This window comes from Paenibacillus antibioticophila (assembly GCF_000455265.1).
GTDB lineage: Bacteria > Bacillota > Bacilli > Paenibacillales > Paenibacillaceae > Fontibacillus > Fontibacillus antibioticophila.
This window is the reverse complement of the sequence record NZ_HG005139.1, coordinates 3032117-3049380: the sequence shown is the minus strand read 5'-3', so window position 1 is coordinate 3049380 and position 17264 is coordinate 3032117. Positions and strand designations below refer to the sequence as shown.

At 48.9% G+C, this 17264-nt stretch carries 17 protein-coding genes, 10 tRNA genes and 1 rRNA gene; 26 read left to right on the top strand and 2 right to left on the bottom strand.

Features of this window, described 5'->3' with window-relative positions; all coding sequences use genetic code 11:
• Positions 1-45 precede the first annotated feature (45 nt).
• From rrf to TX85_RS13855, 11 genes are all read left to right on the top strand, one after another.
• Positions 46-162, top strand: a 5S ribosomal RNA gene (gene rrf / locus TX85_RS13905).
• Between the two features lie 7 nt (positions 163-169).
• Positions 170-245 (top strand) — tRNA-Asn (locus TX85_RS13900).
• Between the two features lie 4 nt (positions 246-249).
• Positions 250-324 (top strand) — tRNA-Glu (locus TX85_RS13895).
• Between the two features lie 26 nt (positions 325-350).
• Positions 351-426: transfer RNA gene (locus TX85_RS13890), tRNA-Val, on the top strand.
• Between the two features lie 9 nt (positions 427-435).
• Positions 436-509, top strand: a tRNA-Met gene (locus TX85_RS13885).
• 33 nt (positions 510-542) lie between these two features.
• Positions 543-619, top strand: a tRNA-Asp gene (locus tag TX85_RS13880).
• A 25-nt stretch (positions 620-644) separates the two neighbouring features.
• Positions 645-720: transfer RNA gene (locus TX85_RS13875), tRNA-Lys, on the top strand.
• 19 nt (positions 721-739) lie between these two features.
• Positions 740-814 (top strand) — tRNA-Gly (locus TX85_RS13870).
• Between the two features lie 6 nt (positions 815-820).
• Positions 821-897: transfer RNA gene (locus TX85_RS13865), tRNA-Arg, on the top strand.
• Positions 898-920: 23 nt separating this feature from the next.
• A tRNA-Leu gene (locus tag TX85_RS13860) sits at positions 921-1000 on the top strand.
• A gap of 5 nt (positions 1001-1005) precedes the next feature.
• Positions 1006-1079: transfer RNA gene (locus TX85_RS13855), tRNA-Pro, on the top strand.
• A 47-nt stretch (positions 1080-1126) separates the two neighbouring features.
• Here TX85_RS13855 and TX85_RS13850 read toward each other — a convergent pair.
• Complete coding sequence (locus TX85_RS13850) at positions 1127-1486, bottom strand: MerR family transcriptional regulator (protein WP_044479679.1); 360 nt, start codon at positions 1484-1486, stop codon at positions 1127-1129.
• A gap of 120 nt (positions 1487-1606) precedes the next feature.
• On the opposite strand from TX85_RS13850, the gene TX85_RS13845 reads away from it, so the two are divergent.
• The 15 genes from TX85_RS13845 (at position 1607) to yajC (ending at position 16727) form a co-directional block, all read left to right on the top strand.
• Positions 1607-2245, top strand: a complete 639-nt coding sequence (locus TX85_RS13845; protein ID WP_044479678.1) for a nitroreductase family protein — start codon at positions 1607-1609, stop codon at positions 2243-2245.
• 100 nt (positions 2246-2345) lie between these two features.
• Positions 2346-2933, top strand: a complete 588-nt coding sequence (locus tag TX85_RS13840; protein ID WP_044479677.1) for a glycerol-3-phosphate responsive antiterminator — start codon at positions 2346-2348, stop codon at positions 2931-2933.
• Positions 2934-3169: 236 nt separating this feature from the next.
• The gene (locus TX85_RS13835; protein ID WP_049894935.1) at positions 3170-4060 is read left to right on the top strand and encodes a carbohydrate ABC transporter permease; all 891 of its coding nucleotides are present in this window, start codon (positions 3170-3172) and stop codon (positions 4058-4060) included.
• 27 nt (positions 4061-4087) lie between these two features.
• A complete protein-coding gene (locus TX85_RS13830; protein ID WP_044479676.1) occupies positions 4088-4915 on the top strand; it encodes a carbohydrate ABC transporter permease in 828 nt (275 codons plus the stop codon).
• Between the two features lie 48 nt (positions 4916-4963).
• Entirely contained in the window at positions 4964-6268 is a 1305-nt protein-coding gene (locus tag TX85_RS13825) for an ABC transporter substrate-binding protein (protein WP_049894934.1), read from the top strand.
• On the top strand, positions 6258-7274 hold the full coding sequence (locus TX85_RS13820) for a metallophosphoesterase family protein (RefSeq protein ID WP_148444363.1): 1017 nt from the start codon (positions 6258-6260) through the stop codon (positions 7272-7274). Before TX85_RS13825 ends, TX85_RS13820 begins: the two co-directional genes overlap by 11 nt.
• A 76-nt stretch (positions 7275-7350) precedes the next feature.
• Positions 7351-8172, top strand: coding sequence for an HAD-IIA family hydrolase (locus TX85_RS13815; protein WP_044479674.1), 822 nt, complete (start codon positions 7351-7353; stop codon positions 8170-8172).
• A gap of 687 nt (positions 8173-8859) precedes the next feature.
• Entirely contained in the window at positions 8860-9546 is a 687-nt protein-coding gene (locus TX85_RS13810; protein ID WP_044479673.1) for a BofC C-terminal domain-containing protein, read from the top strand.
• Between the two features lie 296 nt (positions 9547-9842).
• Positions 9843-10346, top strand: a complete 504-nt coding sequence (gene ruvC, locus TX85_RS13805) for a crossover junction endodeoxyribonuclease RuvC (protein WP_044479672.1) — start codon at positions 9843-9845, stop codon at positions 10344-10346.
• Positions 10343-10963: a Holliday junction branch migration protein RuvA gene (gene ruvA, locus TX85_RS13800; RefSeq protein ID WP_044479671.1), complete on the top strand. Its 621-nt coding sequence runs from the start codon at positions 10343-10345 to the stop codon at positions 10961-10963. Before ruvC ends, ruvA begins: the two co-directional genes overlap by 4 nt.
• Before the next feature lie 36 nt (positions 10964-10999).
• Positions 11000-12004, top strand: a complete 1005-nt coding sequence (ruvB, locus tag TX85_RS13795) for a Holliday junction branch migration DNA helicase RuvB (protein ID WP_044480088.1) — start codon at positions 11000-11002, stop codon at positions 12002-12004.
• A 37-nt stretch (positions 12005-12041) separates the two neighbouring features.
• On the top strand, positions 12042-14129 hold the full coding sequence (locus TX85_RS13790; protein WP_044479670.1) for a SpoIID/LytB domain-containing protein: 2088 nt from the start codon (positions 12042-12044) through the stop codon (positions 14127-14129).
• A 14-nt stretch (positions 14130-14143) separates the two neighbouring features.
• Complete coding sequence (gene queA, locus TX85_RS13785; protein WP_044479669.1) at positions 14144-15172, top strand: tRNA preQ1(34) S-adenosylmethionine ribosyltransferase-isomerase QueA; 1029 nt, start codon at positions 14144-14146, stop codon at positions 15170-15172.
• 73 nt (positions 15173-15245) lie between these two features.
• The gene (gene tgt / locus TX85_RS13780; RefSeq protein WP_101781171.1) at positions 15246-16385 is read left to right on the top strand and encodes a tRNA guanosine(34) transglycosylase Tgt; all 1140 of its coding nucleotides are present in this window, start codon (positions 15246-15248) and stop codon (positions 16383-16385) included.
• A gap of 33 nt (positions 16386-16418) precedes the next feature.
• Complete coding sequence (gene yajC, locus TX85_RS13775; protein ID WP_044479667.1) at positions 16419-16727, top strand: preprotein translocase subunit YajC; 309 nt, start codon at positions 16419-16421, stop codon at positions 16725-16727.
• Positions 16728-16794: 67 nt separating this feature from the next.
• Here yajC and TX85_RS13770 read toward each other — a convergent pair whose 3' ends face one another.
• Positions 16795-17184, bottom strand: a complete 390-nt coding sequence (locus TX85_RS13770) for a TIGR04086 family membrane protein (protein ID WP_044479666.1) — start codon at positions 17182-17184, stop codon at positions 16795-16797.
• Positions 17185-17264 lie beyond the last annotated feature (80 nt).

Below are 17264 nucleotides of genomic sequence, written 5' to 3'. Positions count from 1 at the left end.
TTTTCCTGAAGAGATTCAGGGAGATCATCGACCGGAAAAAGTCTGTTTGGTGGCGATGGCGGAGGGGTTCCACGCGTACCCATCCCGAACACGACCGTTAAGCCCTCCAGCGCCGATGGTACTTGGACCGAAGGGTCCTGGGAGAGTAGGACGCCGCCAAGCGCAATATTCCCTGATAGCTCAGTTGGTAGAGCACTCGACTGTTAATCGAGTTGTCACAGGTTCGAGTCCTGTTCGGGGAGCCATTATGGCCCGTTGGTCAAGGGGTTAAGACACCTCCCTTTCACGGAGGTAACAGGGGTTCGAATCCCCTACGGGTCACCATTCATATTTAGTTAACCGGTACATATGGAGGCTTAGCTCAGCTGGGAGAGCATCTGCCTTACAAGCAGAGGGTCGGGGGTTCGATCCCCTCAGCCTCCACCATATGACTAACGCGGGGTGGAGCAGCTCGGTAGCTCGTCGGGCTCATAACCCGAAGGCCGCAGGTTCAAATCCTGCCCCCGCAATTAATTCCTTAAGGAATTGTGCATTACTAGTGTGGAGCCGTGGTGTAGAGGCCTAACATGCCTGCCTGTCACGCAGGAGACCGCGGGTTCGAATCCCGTCGGCTCCGCCATTTACATCTTAGAATCGACACACATGAGCCATTAGCTCAGTTGGTAGAGCACCTGACTTTTAATCAGGGTGTCGAAGGTTCGAATCCTTCATGGCTCACCAACATAAGTAACTTTTATATGCGGACGTGGCTCAGCGGTAGAGCATCGCCTTGCCAAGGCGAGGGTCGCGGGTTCGATTCCCGTCGTCCGCTCCATAATACGCGCCCTTAGCTCAGCTGGATAGAGCGTTTGACTACGAATCAAAAGGTCAGGAGTTCGAATCTCTTAGGGCGCGCCATTTTTTTTATAGAAATTGAATAAGCCGGTGTGGCGGAATTGGCAGACGCGCGCGACTCAAAATCGTGAGGGAAACCGTGGGGGTTCGAGTCCCTTCACCGGCATTTATCGGGACGTAGCTCAGCTTGGTAGAGCACCTGGTTTGGGACCAGGGGGTCGCATGTTCAAATCGTGTCGTCCCGATCCTTAAACAGTCATCTATGATGGCTGTTTTTTTATTTGCAGCTTGCCTAACATTGCGTTTGAAAATTCACTTTACCTTCTAAAATATCTATTAAAAATTTCTTCGACTTGTTCAATCGCTTTTGAATATCTTCAATTTCTTTAATTTTTTGCTCAACGAGGATCTTCTTTTCCTCATAGGATAAGTTCAGCTGTTGATTAAGCAGCAAGCTTAATTCCTCAATAGAAAAGTCTGCGGATAAAAGCGCCTTTACATCCTTTAAAAACTCCACAATTTCATCAGCATAAACCCGATAATTATTTTCGTCTCTTTTAACAAATTCGTTCGGAATTATATTTTTACGTTCATAAAATCTCAATGTTGATATTGGCAGATTGGTTCGCTTTGAAACCTCATTTATTTTCATGTTATGACCTCATTTTGTTCTTGCTATAAACCTAAGTTCATAGTTCATAATACGGATTATGATAACAGCTGACATTACATGATGTCAAAAATCCAATGTTATTTATAAGGAGAGATTCTTATGTTCAGCAATATTGTAAATAATGATTTCGCTACTATCGTCAAGGAGCGACGTTCTGTTCGCCAGTATGATGAGAACGTTAAAATTTCAAAGGAAGAGATGAGTGAGATGATTTCGGAGGCGAGTTTGGCTCCATCCTCAGCGAATATGCAGCCTTGGCGTGTAGTTGTCGTAGACACTCCAGAAGGGAAAGAGAAGCTAAGACCTCTTGTGCGCTTCAATACGCTGCAAAATGATACTTCATCAGCTATGTTATTAATCTTTGGTGATACTCAAAGCTATCTCTATGCTGAAGAGATTTACAATACGGCTGTGGAACAAGGAAAAATGCCAGCAGAAGTAAGAGATCGTCAACTCGAAACCATTCTATCGATGTTCCCGACTTTATCCAAAGAATCGAAAGTAGAAATTGCAAAAATCGATAGCAGCCTTTTTGCCATGCAATTTATGTTAGTGGCTCGTGCCCATGGGTATGATACGAATCCAATGGCTGGATTTGAAACGGATCTGATCGCCAAATCCTTTGATTTGGATGAAGGGCGCTATGCCCCAGTAATGATGATTTCGATTGGAAAAGCCAAAGAGGCTGGTTATGAATCGGTTCGCTTAGCTCCTAACAAGATTACATTTTGGAGATAAATTTTAAATTCATTTAATCTAAATCGGATACTCCACAAACATTTCACCTCAATAATAGCTCTATCGACAGAAATAGACAAAATAAGAGGTGGAACTATTTATGAGGCTTTTGCATAAAATTGGGGGCCATCCGATCATCGCAGCCGTCCGCCGAATGGAAGACTTGAATTATGCCTTGGACAGCGAGGTGGACAACTTGTTTTTCATGGGGGGAACGGTTAAGGAGATCGTTGACAGCGTGCGGTTGACGAAGGAGGTCGGTAGAGGAGCCTTCGTCCATATTGACTTGATTCGCGGCTTATCCAACACAGATCGTGAAAGTGTCGAATGGGTTGCCGAATATGCAGGAGCAGATGGAATTGTTACGCCGAAAGCGCATTTGATCAAAGAAGCGAAGCGCTGCGGCTTATACGGTATTCTCCATCTTTTCGTCATCGATTCAGGCGCGCTGGAGAACGGGTTAAAGCTATGCCATCAGTTGGAGCCGGACGGCGTCGAGCTGATGCCGGGTGTAATTGACAAAATCATTCGCACCTTCGCATCAGAGCTTGAAACAACTCCGCTTGTCGCAAGCGGTTTGATCCGGACGGAAGCCGAGGCATCCGCCGCTCTGGCAGCAGGGGCGACTTCTCTTTCGGTAAGCGACAAAGCATTGTGGAATCTGTCATTTGCTCAGCTCAGCGGCTAGCCAAAGAATTAACATCCATTTAACATTCTGATAACACGCCGATGAACAATAGGAACTAACATATAGACATGTTGATAATAGCACTTCATATGATATAACAATTAATCCGAATTCTTACGGTTATTGTTTAGGGTGATGTCTAAGAGAAAGCTCTGAACAACAATCATATAGGCTTCTTGCCTCTATGTATTGTTGGGATGAGCTTTTTCTCATTTTCACACAAAAGGAGGAAAAACTTGAAGAAACCCATCCTCGGCTATCGCCGGAAAATGCTGTTGTTGCCGTTATTTTTTCTAATACCTGCGTTACTTTTGTACGCTGTATTCTTCGTCTATCCGTTCCTGTTCACGTTTCTGCTCAGCTTCCAGCAATGGGATATGATTAGCCCGGAACGAGCCTTCGTCGGCTTGGAGAACTACGCAGTGCTGCTGAATGATGAAGTGTTTTGGAAGTCGATGCGCAATACGCTGCTCTATTTGCTCATGACAATGCCCATCTCGATTGCACTTGGTCTCGGACTGGCTTTGTTAATGGAAAGCTTGCTGCGAGGGCAGGTGGTGTACCGTTTCCTGTTCTATCTGCCAGTAGTTTCCCCAATTGCTGTCATTGGGATTGTTTGGAGCTTGATGTACGACGATCAACGCGGTATTGTCAATTCCCTGCTAATGCTCTTCGGCATCAACGGACCGAATTGGCTGTCGGACACATCCACTTCATTATGGGCGGTAGCGATTGTTGGCATCTGGAAAGGATTTGGCTACGAAATGCTGCTGTACGTATCAGGGCTGAAATCGATCGATAAAGGATTGTACGAAGCTGCTTCGATTGATGGGGCAGGCCGCTGGCGCAGGCTGGTTCATATTACACTGCCGCTGCTGTCGCCAATTACACTATTTATCGTCATAATGGGCATCATCTCTTCATTCCAAAACTTTGCCCTGATCAAAATCATGACGGGCGGCGGTCCGAACAATTCGTCAAACGTGCTCGTGTACCAGCTATACCAGGAGGCGTTTCAGTTTTTTAGCATCGGCAAGGCTGCAGCGATCTCGGTCATTCTGTTCGCCATTATCCTGCTGATCACAATCGTTCAACTCCGTCTTTCCCGGAGCACGGTTCACTATTAACCGATACATCGAAAGGAGGTGGCTGTAATGGAGCGTTTATGGAAGCTGACGGAGGAGACTGGCAAGCATGTGCTGCTTATCGGACTGGGGCTGCTAACGATGATCCCGATTATTTGGATGATTTCTATTTCGTTGCGGTCGGAGCAATACGTATTTTCCGGACATCTTGTCTGGACAGGACCGCTGCATTGGGAAAATTATGTTAAGGCATTAACCGAGGTGCCATTTTTCCGCTGGTTGGGCAACAGCTTGCGCATCGGTGTGCTGCAAACGCTTGGACAAGTGTTCATTGGGGTCTGCGCAGCATTCGCCTTTGCATACTATCGATTTCCGGGCCGTGACATTCTGTTTTTATTCGTACTGATGACGATGATGATTCCGATGCAGGTGACGCTTGTGCCAACTTATCTCATTGTAAATCAGTTGGACGCGCTAAATACATTAACCGGAGTGATCGTCCCGCATCTGGCCAGCGGCTTTGCGATTTTTCTGCTGCGGCAGTCGTTCATATCAATTCCCAGAGAATTGGCAGAAGCGGCTGCGATTGACGGAGCTGGAGCATTCCGACTGCTTTGGACCGTGTATATTCGCATGTCCGGCACGATACTTTGGACGCTCGGCGTTATCGCGTTTTTGTCCAATTTTAACGAGTTCAACTGGCCACTGCTCGTGCTGACCGATCCGGAGCTAATGCCGCTGCCGCTTGCGTTCCAATATTTCCGTACTGAGACGCAGATGGATTGGGGTGCAACGATGGCGATTGCGACGTTGTCCATGGTTCCGGTGCTGATTTTATATTTGGTTGCCCAGCGTTACATTGTTGATGGTTTCGCCCAGAGCGGTCTTAAGGGGTAATCATCCTCGTTCTGGTTTATATACAAAAATAAAAAGGAGAGAATTGACGTGAAAAAAACATGGATGGGATTGTTTTTAGTTTTACTGGCTATTTCGCTGGCTGCTTGTGGCTCTGGCTCTAACAACGCTGCGCCAACATCTTCGCCTACCGGGTCCGGCAATACGAACTCGGCGCAAAGCTCTGAGCCGGTAGAAATCGAATTTTGGAACATTTGGGGCGGTGAGCTGATCGACACTCTGGTGAACGAATACAACAGTTCGCAGGACAAAGTGAAGGTCAAAGCAGTGTATGTACAAAACAGCTACGAGGGCATTGTTGAGAAGCTGCAGGTACAGGCAGCTGCTAAAAAACTGCCGGACATCGTATCGAATGGACTGCTTTATACCAGCTTTGCAAATGACGTAATGAAGGCCGTACCGCTTGAGCCGTTTATCGAGCAGGATAGCTACGACATGTCTGACTTTTTCCCTACTATGCTGGAGCTAGGAAAAAATGATCAGGGACAGCTGATCGGTCTACCATATGGCATCAGCACGCCAATTCTGTACTATAATGCCGATCATTTCAAAACAGCAGGGCTGGATCCTGAAAATCCGCCGCAAACATGGGAGGAATTCGCAGCTGTCGCCAAGCAATTGACGAGTGACGGTCATTACGGCGCTAGCGTGCCGATTGACTTCGGTTGGCTCTATCAGGCGCTGATGGAGACATACGGAGGAAGCATGATGTCTGAGGACAAGAAGGCAGTTGGTCTTGATTCCGAAGCGAGCGTAAACGCGGTTCAGGCTGTGACCGACCTGGTCATCACGGACAAGTCCATGCCGCTCTTGCAGCTGCAGCAAACATTTGAAGCGATGGCCAAAGGCGATGTTTCGATGCTTGCCAACACAACAGCTGGTCTTGGGCAAATCTTGCCAACAGCACAATTTGACTTGCGGACAGCTCCGTTTCCGACATTCGAGGGTAAACGCGTCGTTCCAGCTGGTGGAGCGAATCTGATGATTTTCACACAAGACCCTGCCAAGCAAGAGGCGGCATGGGACTTTATGAAATTTATGATCGACCCGCAGCGCACTGTTCAAATTTCCAAATCGACTGGCTATATGGTGTCAAGACAATCCGCATTGGATGATCCGGAAATGCAGAAGTTTTTAGAGGAAAATCCGGTTTATAAAGCTACGTATGAGCAAATTGACGAAATGGTGCCTTGGTTCAACTTCCCTGGCAGCGGCGGCACACGCATACAGAAGATTATAACGGATCAGGTTCAGGCAGCACTGCAGGGACAGAAGACGGCTGAGGAAGCGATGAAGGAAGCAGCGAAGCAAGCGAACGCACTTATTGAATCTTAATTCTATTGGGAGGCTTATGGATATGATGAAAAAACGTGAAATGATGATCGACAATACGAAGTTCACTACAAATAAAGGCCCTTGGTTTGGAGAGCTGCCAGTGCCGTCAGGCGGCGATTATGACTTTGCTTTCATTAGCGATCGCACAGGCGGGGCAGTGCACGGGATGTTCGAGAAAGGACTAGAGGCTGCGAAGCAACTGAATCCCGACTTTATTATTTCAATTGGCGATCTGGTGGAGGGCTACTGGACGGATGAAGCAGAGGCGCATGGAGAGTGGGATCGTATCGACCCAATGCTGGCGGAACTTGACATTCCATTGTTCCAAACAGTTGGCAACCACGATTATGGCACTGAAGCGATGATCAATGTATGGCGCGAGCGTAAAGGTGTCGACTACTATGCTTTCCGTTATGATCGCACCTTGTTCCTTATTGCCAATACGGAGACGGCGCCGCTAACGCTGCCAGAGTCGATGCTACACATTATGCAGCAGGTGAATCGAGAGCTGATTCGCAATCCCCAAGCGCTATTTATGGACCTGATGCAGGACTTGGCGGGTGAAAGCGTGCCGACAGAGGCGTTTAAGATGAGCGAGGATACGCTTATTGATCCGCATCTGAGCAGTGAGCAAATCGACTTTTTTGAGAGGGTGTTAGCAGAAAATACCGATGTTGACTGGACGTTCGTCTGCCTGCATCAACCGGCGTGGAAGAAGCCAGATCCGATTTTTGAACGACTTGAACAGCTACTTGCTGATCGTCCTTATACGGTCGTATCCGGTCATGTACACTATCTGGAAGTGACCGAGAAGCATGGTCGTCAATATATTCAAATGGGCAAAACGGGCGGTCTGCATTGTTTTGAGGGCAAAGGCGACATCCATCACATCCTGTCCGTCAAAGTGCGCGGCGGTGTTCCGCAATTCGAGGTCATCCTGCTGGAAGGCGAGGGCGGCACGGATACGCTGGACGCTTATGTAAAACAGGCGGCTGAGAAAGGTTAAGTCTATTGGATTGGCAAAGCCATGTTCGATGGATAAAGCTATGACATATTCAAACAGATTAGATCGGAGCCTGGGAATGAAACGATGGATGGATGGGATTCGAGCTTTGTTTTTCGACCTTGATGGGTGCATCTATTTCGGCGGCAAGCTGGCTGAACGGGCGAATGACTTGCTTGACCTGCTTCGAGGGCAAGGTTATCGGATCGGCTTTATCACGAACAACTCACGGGAGAACGCAGTTGAAATTCGCGACAAGCTGTCGAAAATGGGGCTTCGCCTCGAGGACGAAATGATCTTCAGCGCTACGGAGGCGGTAGCTGCCTTTTTGAAGGATACGTTTGGCCCGATGGCCATAAAGACAGCGGGAAGCGAAAGCCTGAACGATGCGCTCGCTAACGCTGGCCATAACGTGCTGGACTGGACTTGGCCAACACCGGCCGATGCCGTCGTCTTAGGCAGAGATACAGAATTCAATTACTTCAGGCTAGAGCAAATCGTCAATGAAGCAGCAAGAGGAGCTCGTGTCATCAGCACCAATCCAGACTATTCACATCCGGGTGAAGGCGGACGTCTCGTTCCCGAGACTGGAGCTCTGCTCGCCGCTGTTGAGTCGATCCTGGGCAGCTCTGCATTAAGTATAGGCAAGCCGCATGCCTGGTTGTATGAGCTGGCGATGCGCAGCTATGGTGTCAGACCTGCCGAATGTGTCATGATCGGAGATAATTTAACGACTGATATCGCTGGCGCGGAGCAGGTCGGGATGAAAACGGTATGGATTCGGAACAACCTCCATTCACAGCAGGGAGAATTCAATAACACTGCAGTCGTGCCGACAGTGATCGTAGACGCGCTGTCCGAATTGCATGAGATGCTCTTGCACGAAAACAGAAAAGGATAAAGAAGATTTGGCACATCTTTCACAGGGCTTGTCTTGGTCAAATGACCTGGGTAGGCTCTTTTTGCCGTCATTAGACAAGATAGAACATATAGGGAAGGACAAGGTCATCGCTCTTATCTTTGATGTTTGTGGCGGTAGGGGTGGAGCGGTGGCGGTTTAGTAAAAGGTACACCTAATTTTTGAACTTTGGCTCTGCATTTAAAAATAGATGTATAGAGTGCAGTTAGATTCGAAAAAACTCAACCATTCTGAAAAAAATAGATTTTTAGCTGTAGGTGGTACACTTAAACCTGTGAAATTTATAAATGACGAGGTTTTAGTTGCAAGTTCTACAATTCATCGACTAGGTGATCCAGCGTTCAGCCCCAGTAGGCTTACGAGAAATGAAACAACCAATGGGTGCAAAATCGGCTCCATTCAGAGAGAGTAGGAACAAAAATAGGAAGCCCCGTTTAACTGTGTAGTGAAAGAGCCGAGACAAAACCAATGAGCCTGAACGGATTTGTGGGCAGGCTAGCATCTTTAGGCGCAGTTTGGCAACAGGGGGTATACCCCCTGTTGCCAAACCACCCGTGTGAACGGGTGGTTATGATTTGCCTTCTATCCGGAACAGATTCAGAACTTACTGTATATTTCAGAAAGCCGACGGTCAGAATATACATAAAACTCCGATAGAAGGGGATAAACGTGAATATTTTTCATACGAAAAAACAGCTCAGAAGACGGTGGAGAAGATGGAGAAGAGCGGTATGGACGTTCGGAGCCTTTGTCTTAATCACGCTAATGGCATGGTCAGGGATGTTATTGTCGGAAGAAATGAAGACGCTGATGACCGAAGAGCCCATCTCCATGGAGACTTGGGGGCAGCTGCAAGAATTGCGTGACGATGAAGAATCATCATTGGCATGGCTGGAGCAGCTTCGGGATACGGACCAGGTACGAATTGTTCACCTCAACAAAATATATACCTGTGGGGAAGAAAATGTCGTGCTTGGCCTGATGAGACCATGGGAGATTACTGAATTAGCTAAGTCTCATGCGGAATGGAAGGGCCGTCTGGCTCCAGGAGGAGATGTATGGTTTGACGAACACGTGGAAGGGCTGTCAGAGCTGTGCGGGCGAGAAGGTTATATTGGAATCGACAGCAACGGAAATTTAAGCCTGTTCGACGGACCCCCTAAGAAGGAAAAAGTCATCCGTACTTTTTTTCAATTGGATGTAGAGACGATGGAGAGTGCTCTTCCTAGCGAAGTATTAAATCAGCTTCAGGCAGGAATCCGCATTCAGGATGTGGAGGAGTACAATAGTGTATTATCCACCTTTAGCGACTACGCAATGCCGGAATCAGAGCAAATGCTCCAGCAAAAACAATAAATAAGCCCGGGTCCAGAAAGAAGCTGCCTCAGTTCGCTAATAAGCGAAGCAGGGCAGCTTCTTTTTTATAATAGTTCACTCCCGATTTTCCGAATAAAGAATAAAGGGTATGCGATTTTCTTTTCCTTGAAAGAGAGGGAGTGTTCGCATATAATACAAACGAATGTTCGTTTAATGATTCCGTTCATTCGGATAAAACGGGATATCCACAGAAACGTGTGCTGGACAAAATATGAAATTAGAGACAGACTAGATGATATGATACATCGAGTGGCTGATTGAGGAGAGGGTGGACTTTGCGGATTTTAGGCATTGATCCCGGAATCGCAATTGTCGGTTTCGGCTTTATTGATAAACAAGGAAGCAAGTGTGTTCCGGTACAGTACGGATGCATTCAGACGGAGGCTCATACTCCTGAGGAGGAGCGTCTGCTGCATGTCTATGAGGGAATCGTGCAACTAATTGATAAATATAAGCCTGATGCGGTTGCTCTGGAGAAGCTGTTCTTTAATCGTAACGTTACCACAGCGATGTCGGTAGGACAGGCAAGAGGGGTCATGGTTCTTGCTGCGGCACAAAGGGGACTCCCTATATCGGAGTATACTCCAATGCAGGTGAAACAAGCTATCGTGGGATATGGGAAGGCAGAGAAGCGCCAGGTTCAAGAGATGACGAGAATGTTCTTGAAGCTGCAAGCGATTCCGAAACCGGATGATGTGGCCGATGCGCTTGCAGTTGCGATTTGTCATGCTCACTCTTATACGTTAAATTCCAAGCTGAATGAGGTGCTTCGGTCATGATAGACTATTTACGCGGGCAATTGGCTCATCTGGAGACAGAATATATCGTTCTTGATGTTCAAGGCATCGGGTATCGTGTTTTTTGCCCGAATCCGTACGTTTTTGCAGGCAAATCCGAAGAGACCGTCACGGTCTATATTCATCATCACGTTCGTGAGGACGCCATTCTCTTATACGGCTTTTCCAGCCGTGAGGAGCAGAAGCTGTTTCGGAAGCTGATTGACGTGTCGGGAATCGGACCTCGCGTGGCGCTGGGCATCCTCAGTGGCGGAAATCCGGACACAGTGGTAGCTGCCATTCATCAAGAGAACATCACGTTCCTAACGAAACTGCCGGGAATCGGAAAGAAAACGGCTCAACGGATGATTTTGGATTTGAAAGACAAGCTGGAGGGCCTGGGTGGGACGGCCTCGCTATTCGATCCTGTTCCGGCAGGAGCTTCGGCGCTGCAGGATTCCGTGCCAGGATGGCCGGCAGCCAGAGAAGGCCTCCGGGCACTGGGGTATACCGATGCAGAGCTGGATCAGGTCTGGAAGAATTTGAAGGATCAGGTGGGAGTAGACGAGCCTGTGGATTCGGTAATGAAAAAGGCCCTTAAATTACTGTACGCAGGATGATAGAAGCCTAAGGGAAGGGGTGCCTGATCGACAATGATGGAAGATCGGATTATTTCTGCTAATTTGATGATGGAGGACCAGGCGGTTGAACTAAGCCTGCGTCCTCGTTATTTGGCGGAGTATATCGGACAGAATCAGATCAAAGAGAATCTGAAGATATATATTGAAGCTGCTAAAATGCGTAAGGAAGCATTGGATCATGTCTTGCTGTATGGACCGCCTGGGCTGGGAAAAACAACGCTCGCCAATATTATTGCGAATGAGCTTGGTGTGAATCTACGGACGACCTCCGGGCCTGCGATCGAGCGGCCGGGGGATTTGGCTGCCTTGTTGACAAACCTGCAGGAAGGCGATGTTCTATTTATTGATGAGATCCATCGGCTCCACCGGACCGTGGAGGAGGTCCTCTATCCGGCGATGGAGGACTTCGCGCTGGACATTATGATTGGGAAAGGGCCGAGCGCGCGCTCGGTTCGTCTGGATCTGCCGCCATTTACCTTGGTAGGAGCAACGACGCGGGCAGGTCTGTTGTCGGCTCCATTACGGGATCGTTTTGGCGTGGTTAGCCGTCTGGAATTCTATGCTCAGGATGAATTGAGCTTTATTGTATCTCGGACAGCAGATATTCTCGGAATCCCGCTTACCGGAGATGCCTCTGACGAGATCGCGCTTCGTTCCAGAGGAACACCGCGGATTGCGAACCGGCTGATGAAGCGGGTACGGGATTTTGCTCAGGTTCAAGGAGACGGGATGGTAACCCCTGAGATTACGCGTGAGGCGCTTCATCGGCTTCAGGTTGACCCGATGGGACTGGATCTCATAGATCATAAGATGCTGCGTGCAATGATAATGAGCTTCCGTGGTGGCCCTGTCGGGGTTGACACGATCGCTGCAACGATAGGTGAGGAGAGTCAAACGATCGAGGATGTATATGAGCCCTATTTGCTGCAAATCGGATTTTTACAGCGGACACCGCGAGGGCGTGTTGTAACTCCGGCTGCCTATACGCATCTTGGGCTGCCAATGCCTGAGAAGAATTAATCCGGCATTATGAAACCAACAAGAAGGAGGTCAACTAGTGACCAAGAAATCGTATGCAAAAAATTGGCTTTTATGGGGTAAAGGAATCATTGCCGGTCTGCTGATTGCCGGTTCGATTCAAGTGCCTGCTTTCGCAGATTCGGCTTTGCAAGATGAGGTGCGCGTGGCGATGTACCTGGATCTTGGCAGCACTTATAGATCGACGGCTCCTGCGGTAACGCTGCAAGCGGGCTCGCAATGGCGTGTTGGAACGGAGGCGGCTGGTACTTGGCTGCAATTTGAATCCGGACAATCGGTAAGATTCAGTGTGGATGGTTATAAGGTTAAGGCACTGGAAAGTGCAGACTGGAATACGGCTGCTGCCGCAGTCAAGGCACTGCAAGGAACTGCTGACAAACCAATAGCTTTTGTACAAAATAATTTGGCCGGCAAGCTGTATGAGGTTTATACGGGACCCTATGCTACTGCCTCAGAAGCGCAGACGGCAGCAGCTCGTGTTGCGACGAGTATTGCTTCCTATCTAAAGGGACAGTCTCCTGCAGTACAAGGAAGCTTCTACGCGGCAGGGGGAGCCTTTGCGACCGAGGGCGAGGCGGAAGCGGTCCGGTCGTCTATCGGAAGCAACGCTGCCGTTGCGATGACTTCACCGGGACAATATGCGGTTTGGGTAGGCGGAGCGACCAATGAGGCTGAAGTCTCTTCGATTCAAGCCACGCTGTCCCAGTCCTATCCTCAAGTATCCTGGCAAGTGGAGTCAGGACTGGCTTCCACAGTGCTGTTGCTGCGCCAGGATGTAACGCTTAATTTGGAGAATCCAAGCCCAGTCAAGCATATTCAGGTTGCAGGCTCAGATCCTCGCGTAACAATCCAGGATAGTGATGACTCGCTGATTCAGGTATCCGAGCGCAATGGGCGAAGCTATAGAGGAAGCTTTGAGGTGAGCCGTTATAACGGAGTCTTGGCATTGGTGAATCAAGTTCCGATGGATCAATATCTATATTCCGTCGTTGCCGCCGAGGTTCCATCCTCTTGGCCGCAAGAGTCCTTAAAGGCGCAAGCAGTAGCTGCAAGAAGCTATGCGCTGTATAATGCTAATCTGAATAAATTCAAGATTGCCGGCCTCGTAGATACTACACTGAGCCAAGTATATAACGGAGCCGAGAAAGAGGTTGCCAGCGTGATTTCAGCGGTGGACAGCACATCCGGTGAAGTGCTTATGGCAAACGGACAAGTTATTGAAGGTCTTTTCTCTTCGAATAGCGGCGGTATTACTGCGGATCCTACAGAAATTTGGGGCAATCAGACTCCAATATATGCGGCTGTTACGAGCTCTGGCGACCAGTCGGCGGAGTCTGCGCTCTATGACTGGTATTATGTTCTGCTTAATAATGGACAAACCGGATATGTGCGGGAAGACAACACAGCAATGACGGGTACCTCCACGGCCGCCGGGTTGAACAAGCTCACAGTAACAACAAGCTCGGTTATGGTACGGCAGCTTCCGATGATCCAGTCTAATGTAGATCCAGTCGCCAAGCTGAATCCTGGGGATCAGGTGGTAATTTTAGATAAGGTTAGTGAATCCAGCTCTTATGCCTGGATCCGCGGTCCTTACAGCTCAGAAGAGCTTCTGGCCGCCCTGAAGGGCAAGACAACGACTGAAGTATCCAGGCCCATCCAGAGCCTGGAGATTACGCAGCGAGGCCCGTCAGGCCGTGTGATCCAGGTGAAGGCGAACGGACAGATTATTGATGTGAAATATCCGGACGCGCTCCGTTCCGCTTTGAACGGCCTTCCAAGCACCTTGTTTGATATCGCTCCGACCGGAAGGTATACTGTACAGAGTGCTGGCGGAGCCGCGCAATCTGCGGCTGTAAGTGCAGGCATGAAAATCCAAACGGCCTCCGGACTTCAAGATTGGAGCGGCGGCAATCTGGTTGTAATGAATGAATCCCAAGAAGCGCGAGTTCTGAATCAGACTCAGAAGTTCTTATTCATTGGTCAAGGAAATGGACATGGACTTGGATTGTCCCAATGGGGAGCCAAGGGAATGGCGGACCAAGGGTATGACTACCGGCAAATTCTGCAACACTATTATCAAAATGTAACCATTGACAAGAGATGAAGGCGTGAATTGGAATGAATGTGGATTTATACGATTTTGAGCTGCCTGAAGAATTGATTGCTCAGACTCCGCTTGCGGACCGGAGCGCTTCCAGGCTGCTTACCTTAAATAAACAGGATGGAAGCACTGAACATCATGTGTTCTCGGATATTGTAGACTATCTTCGCCCCGGCGATACATTGGTGCTGAATGATACGCGAGTTATTCCTGCACGTTTGTTCGGGATCAAAGAAGATACCGGTGCAAAGGCTGAAGTGCTGCTGTTGAAAAGCTTGGGTGAAGACCGCTGGGAAGCGCTGGTCAAGCCGGGGAAGAAGCTTCGGACCGGAGCTGTCATTACGTTCAGCGAAGAGTTGAAGGCGACCATTGAATCCGAAGGGGAGATGGGCGGACGGGTTCTGCGCTTCTCTTATCAGGGAATTTTCAATGAGATATTGGATCGGCTTGGTCAGATGCCGCTTCCGCCTTATATTAAGGAGAAGCTGGATGATCGGGAGAGATACCAGACCGTATATGCGAAGAATGAGGGCTCGGCGGCCGCGCCTACAGCAGGATTGCATTTTACTGAAGCGTTGTTAGAGGAGATCAAGGCCAAGGGAGTGCAGGTTGCTTTCGTAACCTTGCATGTCGGGCTGGGGACCTTCCGGCCGATGTCGGTCGATCGGGTCGAGGATCATGTGATGCATGAGGAATATTACGTCATGCCGCAGGAGACGGCAGATCTGATTAACAGAACTAAAGCTGCAGGCGGACGTATAATTGCCGTCGGAACGACCTCCGCGCGAACGTTAGAGACCGTCGGACAGAAGTTCGGGGATGGGCCATTGTCGTACTGCAGCGGCTGGACGGGCATTTTTATTTACCCTGGCTATGAATTTAAAGTCGTGGATGCCTTGATTACCAATTTCCATCTTCCGAAATCTACGCTCGTGATGCTGGTGAGTGCCCTTGCAGGACGGGAACATATTTTATCGGCCTATAAAGAGGCCATTGATCACCAATATCGGTTCTTTAGCTTCGGCGACGCCATGCTGATCTATTAACCAAGATTACTCTAAGAGATCGTTCAAAAAGTCAACTTATGACTCGCACTTTAATAAAGAATGGATGATGATCGTGACAGCAGCGATTACTTACGAACACATAAAAACATGCAAGCAATCCGGAGCCAGGCTGGGCCGGATTCACACTCCGCATGGAATCATAGAGACACCGGTATTTATGCCGGTGGGTACACAAGCTACAGTCAAAACGATGAGTCCAGAGGAATTAAAGGAAATGGATGCGCGCATCATTCTTAGCAATACTTATCATTTGTTCCTTCGTCCGGGTCATGAACTTGTGCGCGAAGCCGGCGGGCTTCACAAATTTATGAATTGGGACCGGGCCATCCTGACTGATAGCGGCGGATTTCAAGTATTCTCGTTGAGCGAGATGCGGAAGATTACCGAAGAGGGCGTGCATTTCCGTTCTCATTTGAACGGAGATAAGCTATTCCTGTCGCCGGAAGTGGTGATGGAAATCGAAAATGCGCTCGGTCCGGACATTATGATGGCTTTTGACGAATGTGCCCCTTATCCTGCCGATTATGATTATGTGAAGAAATCAATGGAGCGGACGACGCGATGGGCGGAGCGCTGCCTGAAAAGTCACGCCAGACCGCATGATCAGGCGTTGTTCGGAATCGTTCAGGGCGGCATGTACGAGGATCTGCGCAAGCAGAGCGCCAGGGATTTGACTTCACTAGATTTCCCGGGGTATGCTATTGGTGGACTGAGTGTAGGCGAACCCAAGCACTTGATGTATGAAATGTTGGAGAGCACAGTACCGCTTCTGCCATCGGACAAGCCCCGTTATCTGATGGGTGTCGGTTCGCCGGATGCCCTGATTGAAGGTGCGATCCGCGGTGTGGATATGTTCGACTGTGTATTGCCGACGCGGATTGCCCGCAACGGTACGACGATGACAAGTCAAGGCAGACTGGTTGTCCGCAACGCTCAGTATGCCAATGATTTCGGGCCGCTCGATCCGGAATGTGATTGCTATACTTGCCGGAACTATTCTCGGGCTTATCTTCGTCATTTGATCAAGGCGGATGAAACCTTCGGACTTCGATTGACTACATATCACAATCTGCATTTCCTGGTCACGCTGATGAGCAAGGTTCGTCAGGCGATTATGGATGACAGACTGCTGGATTTCCGGGATGAGTTCTTCGAGCAATATGGCCTGATTGGCAATGACAAGGGATTTTAATGACACGCTGATACAGTGAAAGGAGGAAAAGGGATGTTTCCATTAACAACTGGTCAACCTACAGGTACAGGTTCTTTGATCTCGTTCCTTGTACCGCTTATCATCATGTTCGCTGTTTTCTACTTTCTGTTGATTCGTCCGCAGAAGAAGAAGCAGCAAACCCGCAATAATATGCTCAATGCGCTTCAAAAGGGCGATAAGATCGTAACGATCGGCGGCTTGCACGGTAAGATTCTAGAGCTGGCCGATGATACTGTAGTCCTGCTCGTAAACGATGCTACCAAGCTGACATTTGACCGCAGCGCGATCAGCCACCGGGTCAACACGGAATCCGAGGGCTAGAATCAGCTTGAGTGAAGAGAGCTACCTTTCCTGATCCAGGAAGGGCAGCTCTCTTTTTTATACAGTATTATTTCCGCAGATTCACACCGAATACGCCCCCGGCAGAGGCAATCAGGATAGCCGGGAGGATAAGAACAAGGTTGGCAAGTCCGATCGAATGGTCGAGGGCTAGAAAGCTGATCAACAGGAGAAGAATGCTGTAGAAAAGGCCGGTGATTGCCCCCTGATAGAGCCCTTTTTTCCCGGAGCGCTTCCCCGAGACAAGACCCCCGAACAGGAGCGCAATGCCGTGAACAATGTAAGTGTACAAGGAAAGTTGCTCTTCCTCCATGAGGCTTGCATGGAGCAGCAACGACAGAATCAGGGCACCGATCATCATCCAGAAGAAAGCGTACCACAGCCCGGAAAGGGTCGGATGAGTAATTCGCAAGGAAAACAGGCGGCGAATGATATGCATGGCTTGGCCTCCAATCGCTTTTTAATATCAATCTATGGGTTAGTTCCGGCTGTTATGACAAGCTCCTTATGAATTAGGAA

Coding starts and splice junctions, on each gene's coding strand:
- TX85_RS13850 (WP_044479679.1), bottom strand. CDS start 1,486: ATGAAAATAAATGAGGTTTCAAAGCGAACCAATCTGCCAATATCAACA.
- TX85_RS13845 (WP_044479678.1), top strand. CDS start 1,607: ATGTTCAGCAATATTGTAAATAATGATTTCGCTACTATCGTCAAGGAG.
- TX85_RS13840 (WP_044479677.1), top strand. CDS start 2,346: ATGAGGCTTTTGCATAAAATTGGGGGCCATCCGATCATCGCAGCCGTC.
- TX85_RS13830 (WP_044479676.1), top strand. CDS start 4,088: ATGGAGCGTTTATGGAAGCTGACGGAGGAGACTGGCAAGCATGTGCTG.
- TX85_RS13815 (WP_044479674.1), top strand. CDS start 7,351: ATGAAACGATGGATGGATGGGATTCGAGCTTTGTTTTTCGACCTTGAT.
- ruvA (WP_044479671.1), top strand. CDS start 10,343: ATGATAGACTATTTACGCGGGCAATTGGCTCATCTGGAGACAGAATAT.
- ruvB (WP_044480088.1), top strand. CDS start 11,000: ATGGAAGATCGGATTATTTCTGCTAATTTGATGATGGAGGACCAGGCG.
- queA (WP_044479669.1), top strand. CDS start 14,144: ATGAATGTGGATTTATACGATTTTGAGCTGCCTGAAGAATTGATTGCT.
- yajC (WP_044479667.1), top strand. CDS start 16,419: ATGTTTCCATTAACAACTGGTCAACCTACAGGTACAGGTTCTTTGATC.
- TX85_RS13770 (WP_044479666.1), bottom strand. CDS start 17,184: ATGCATATCATTCGCCGCCTGTTTTCCTTGCGAATTACTCATCCGACC.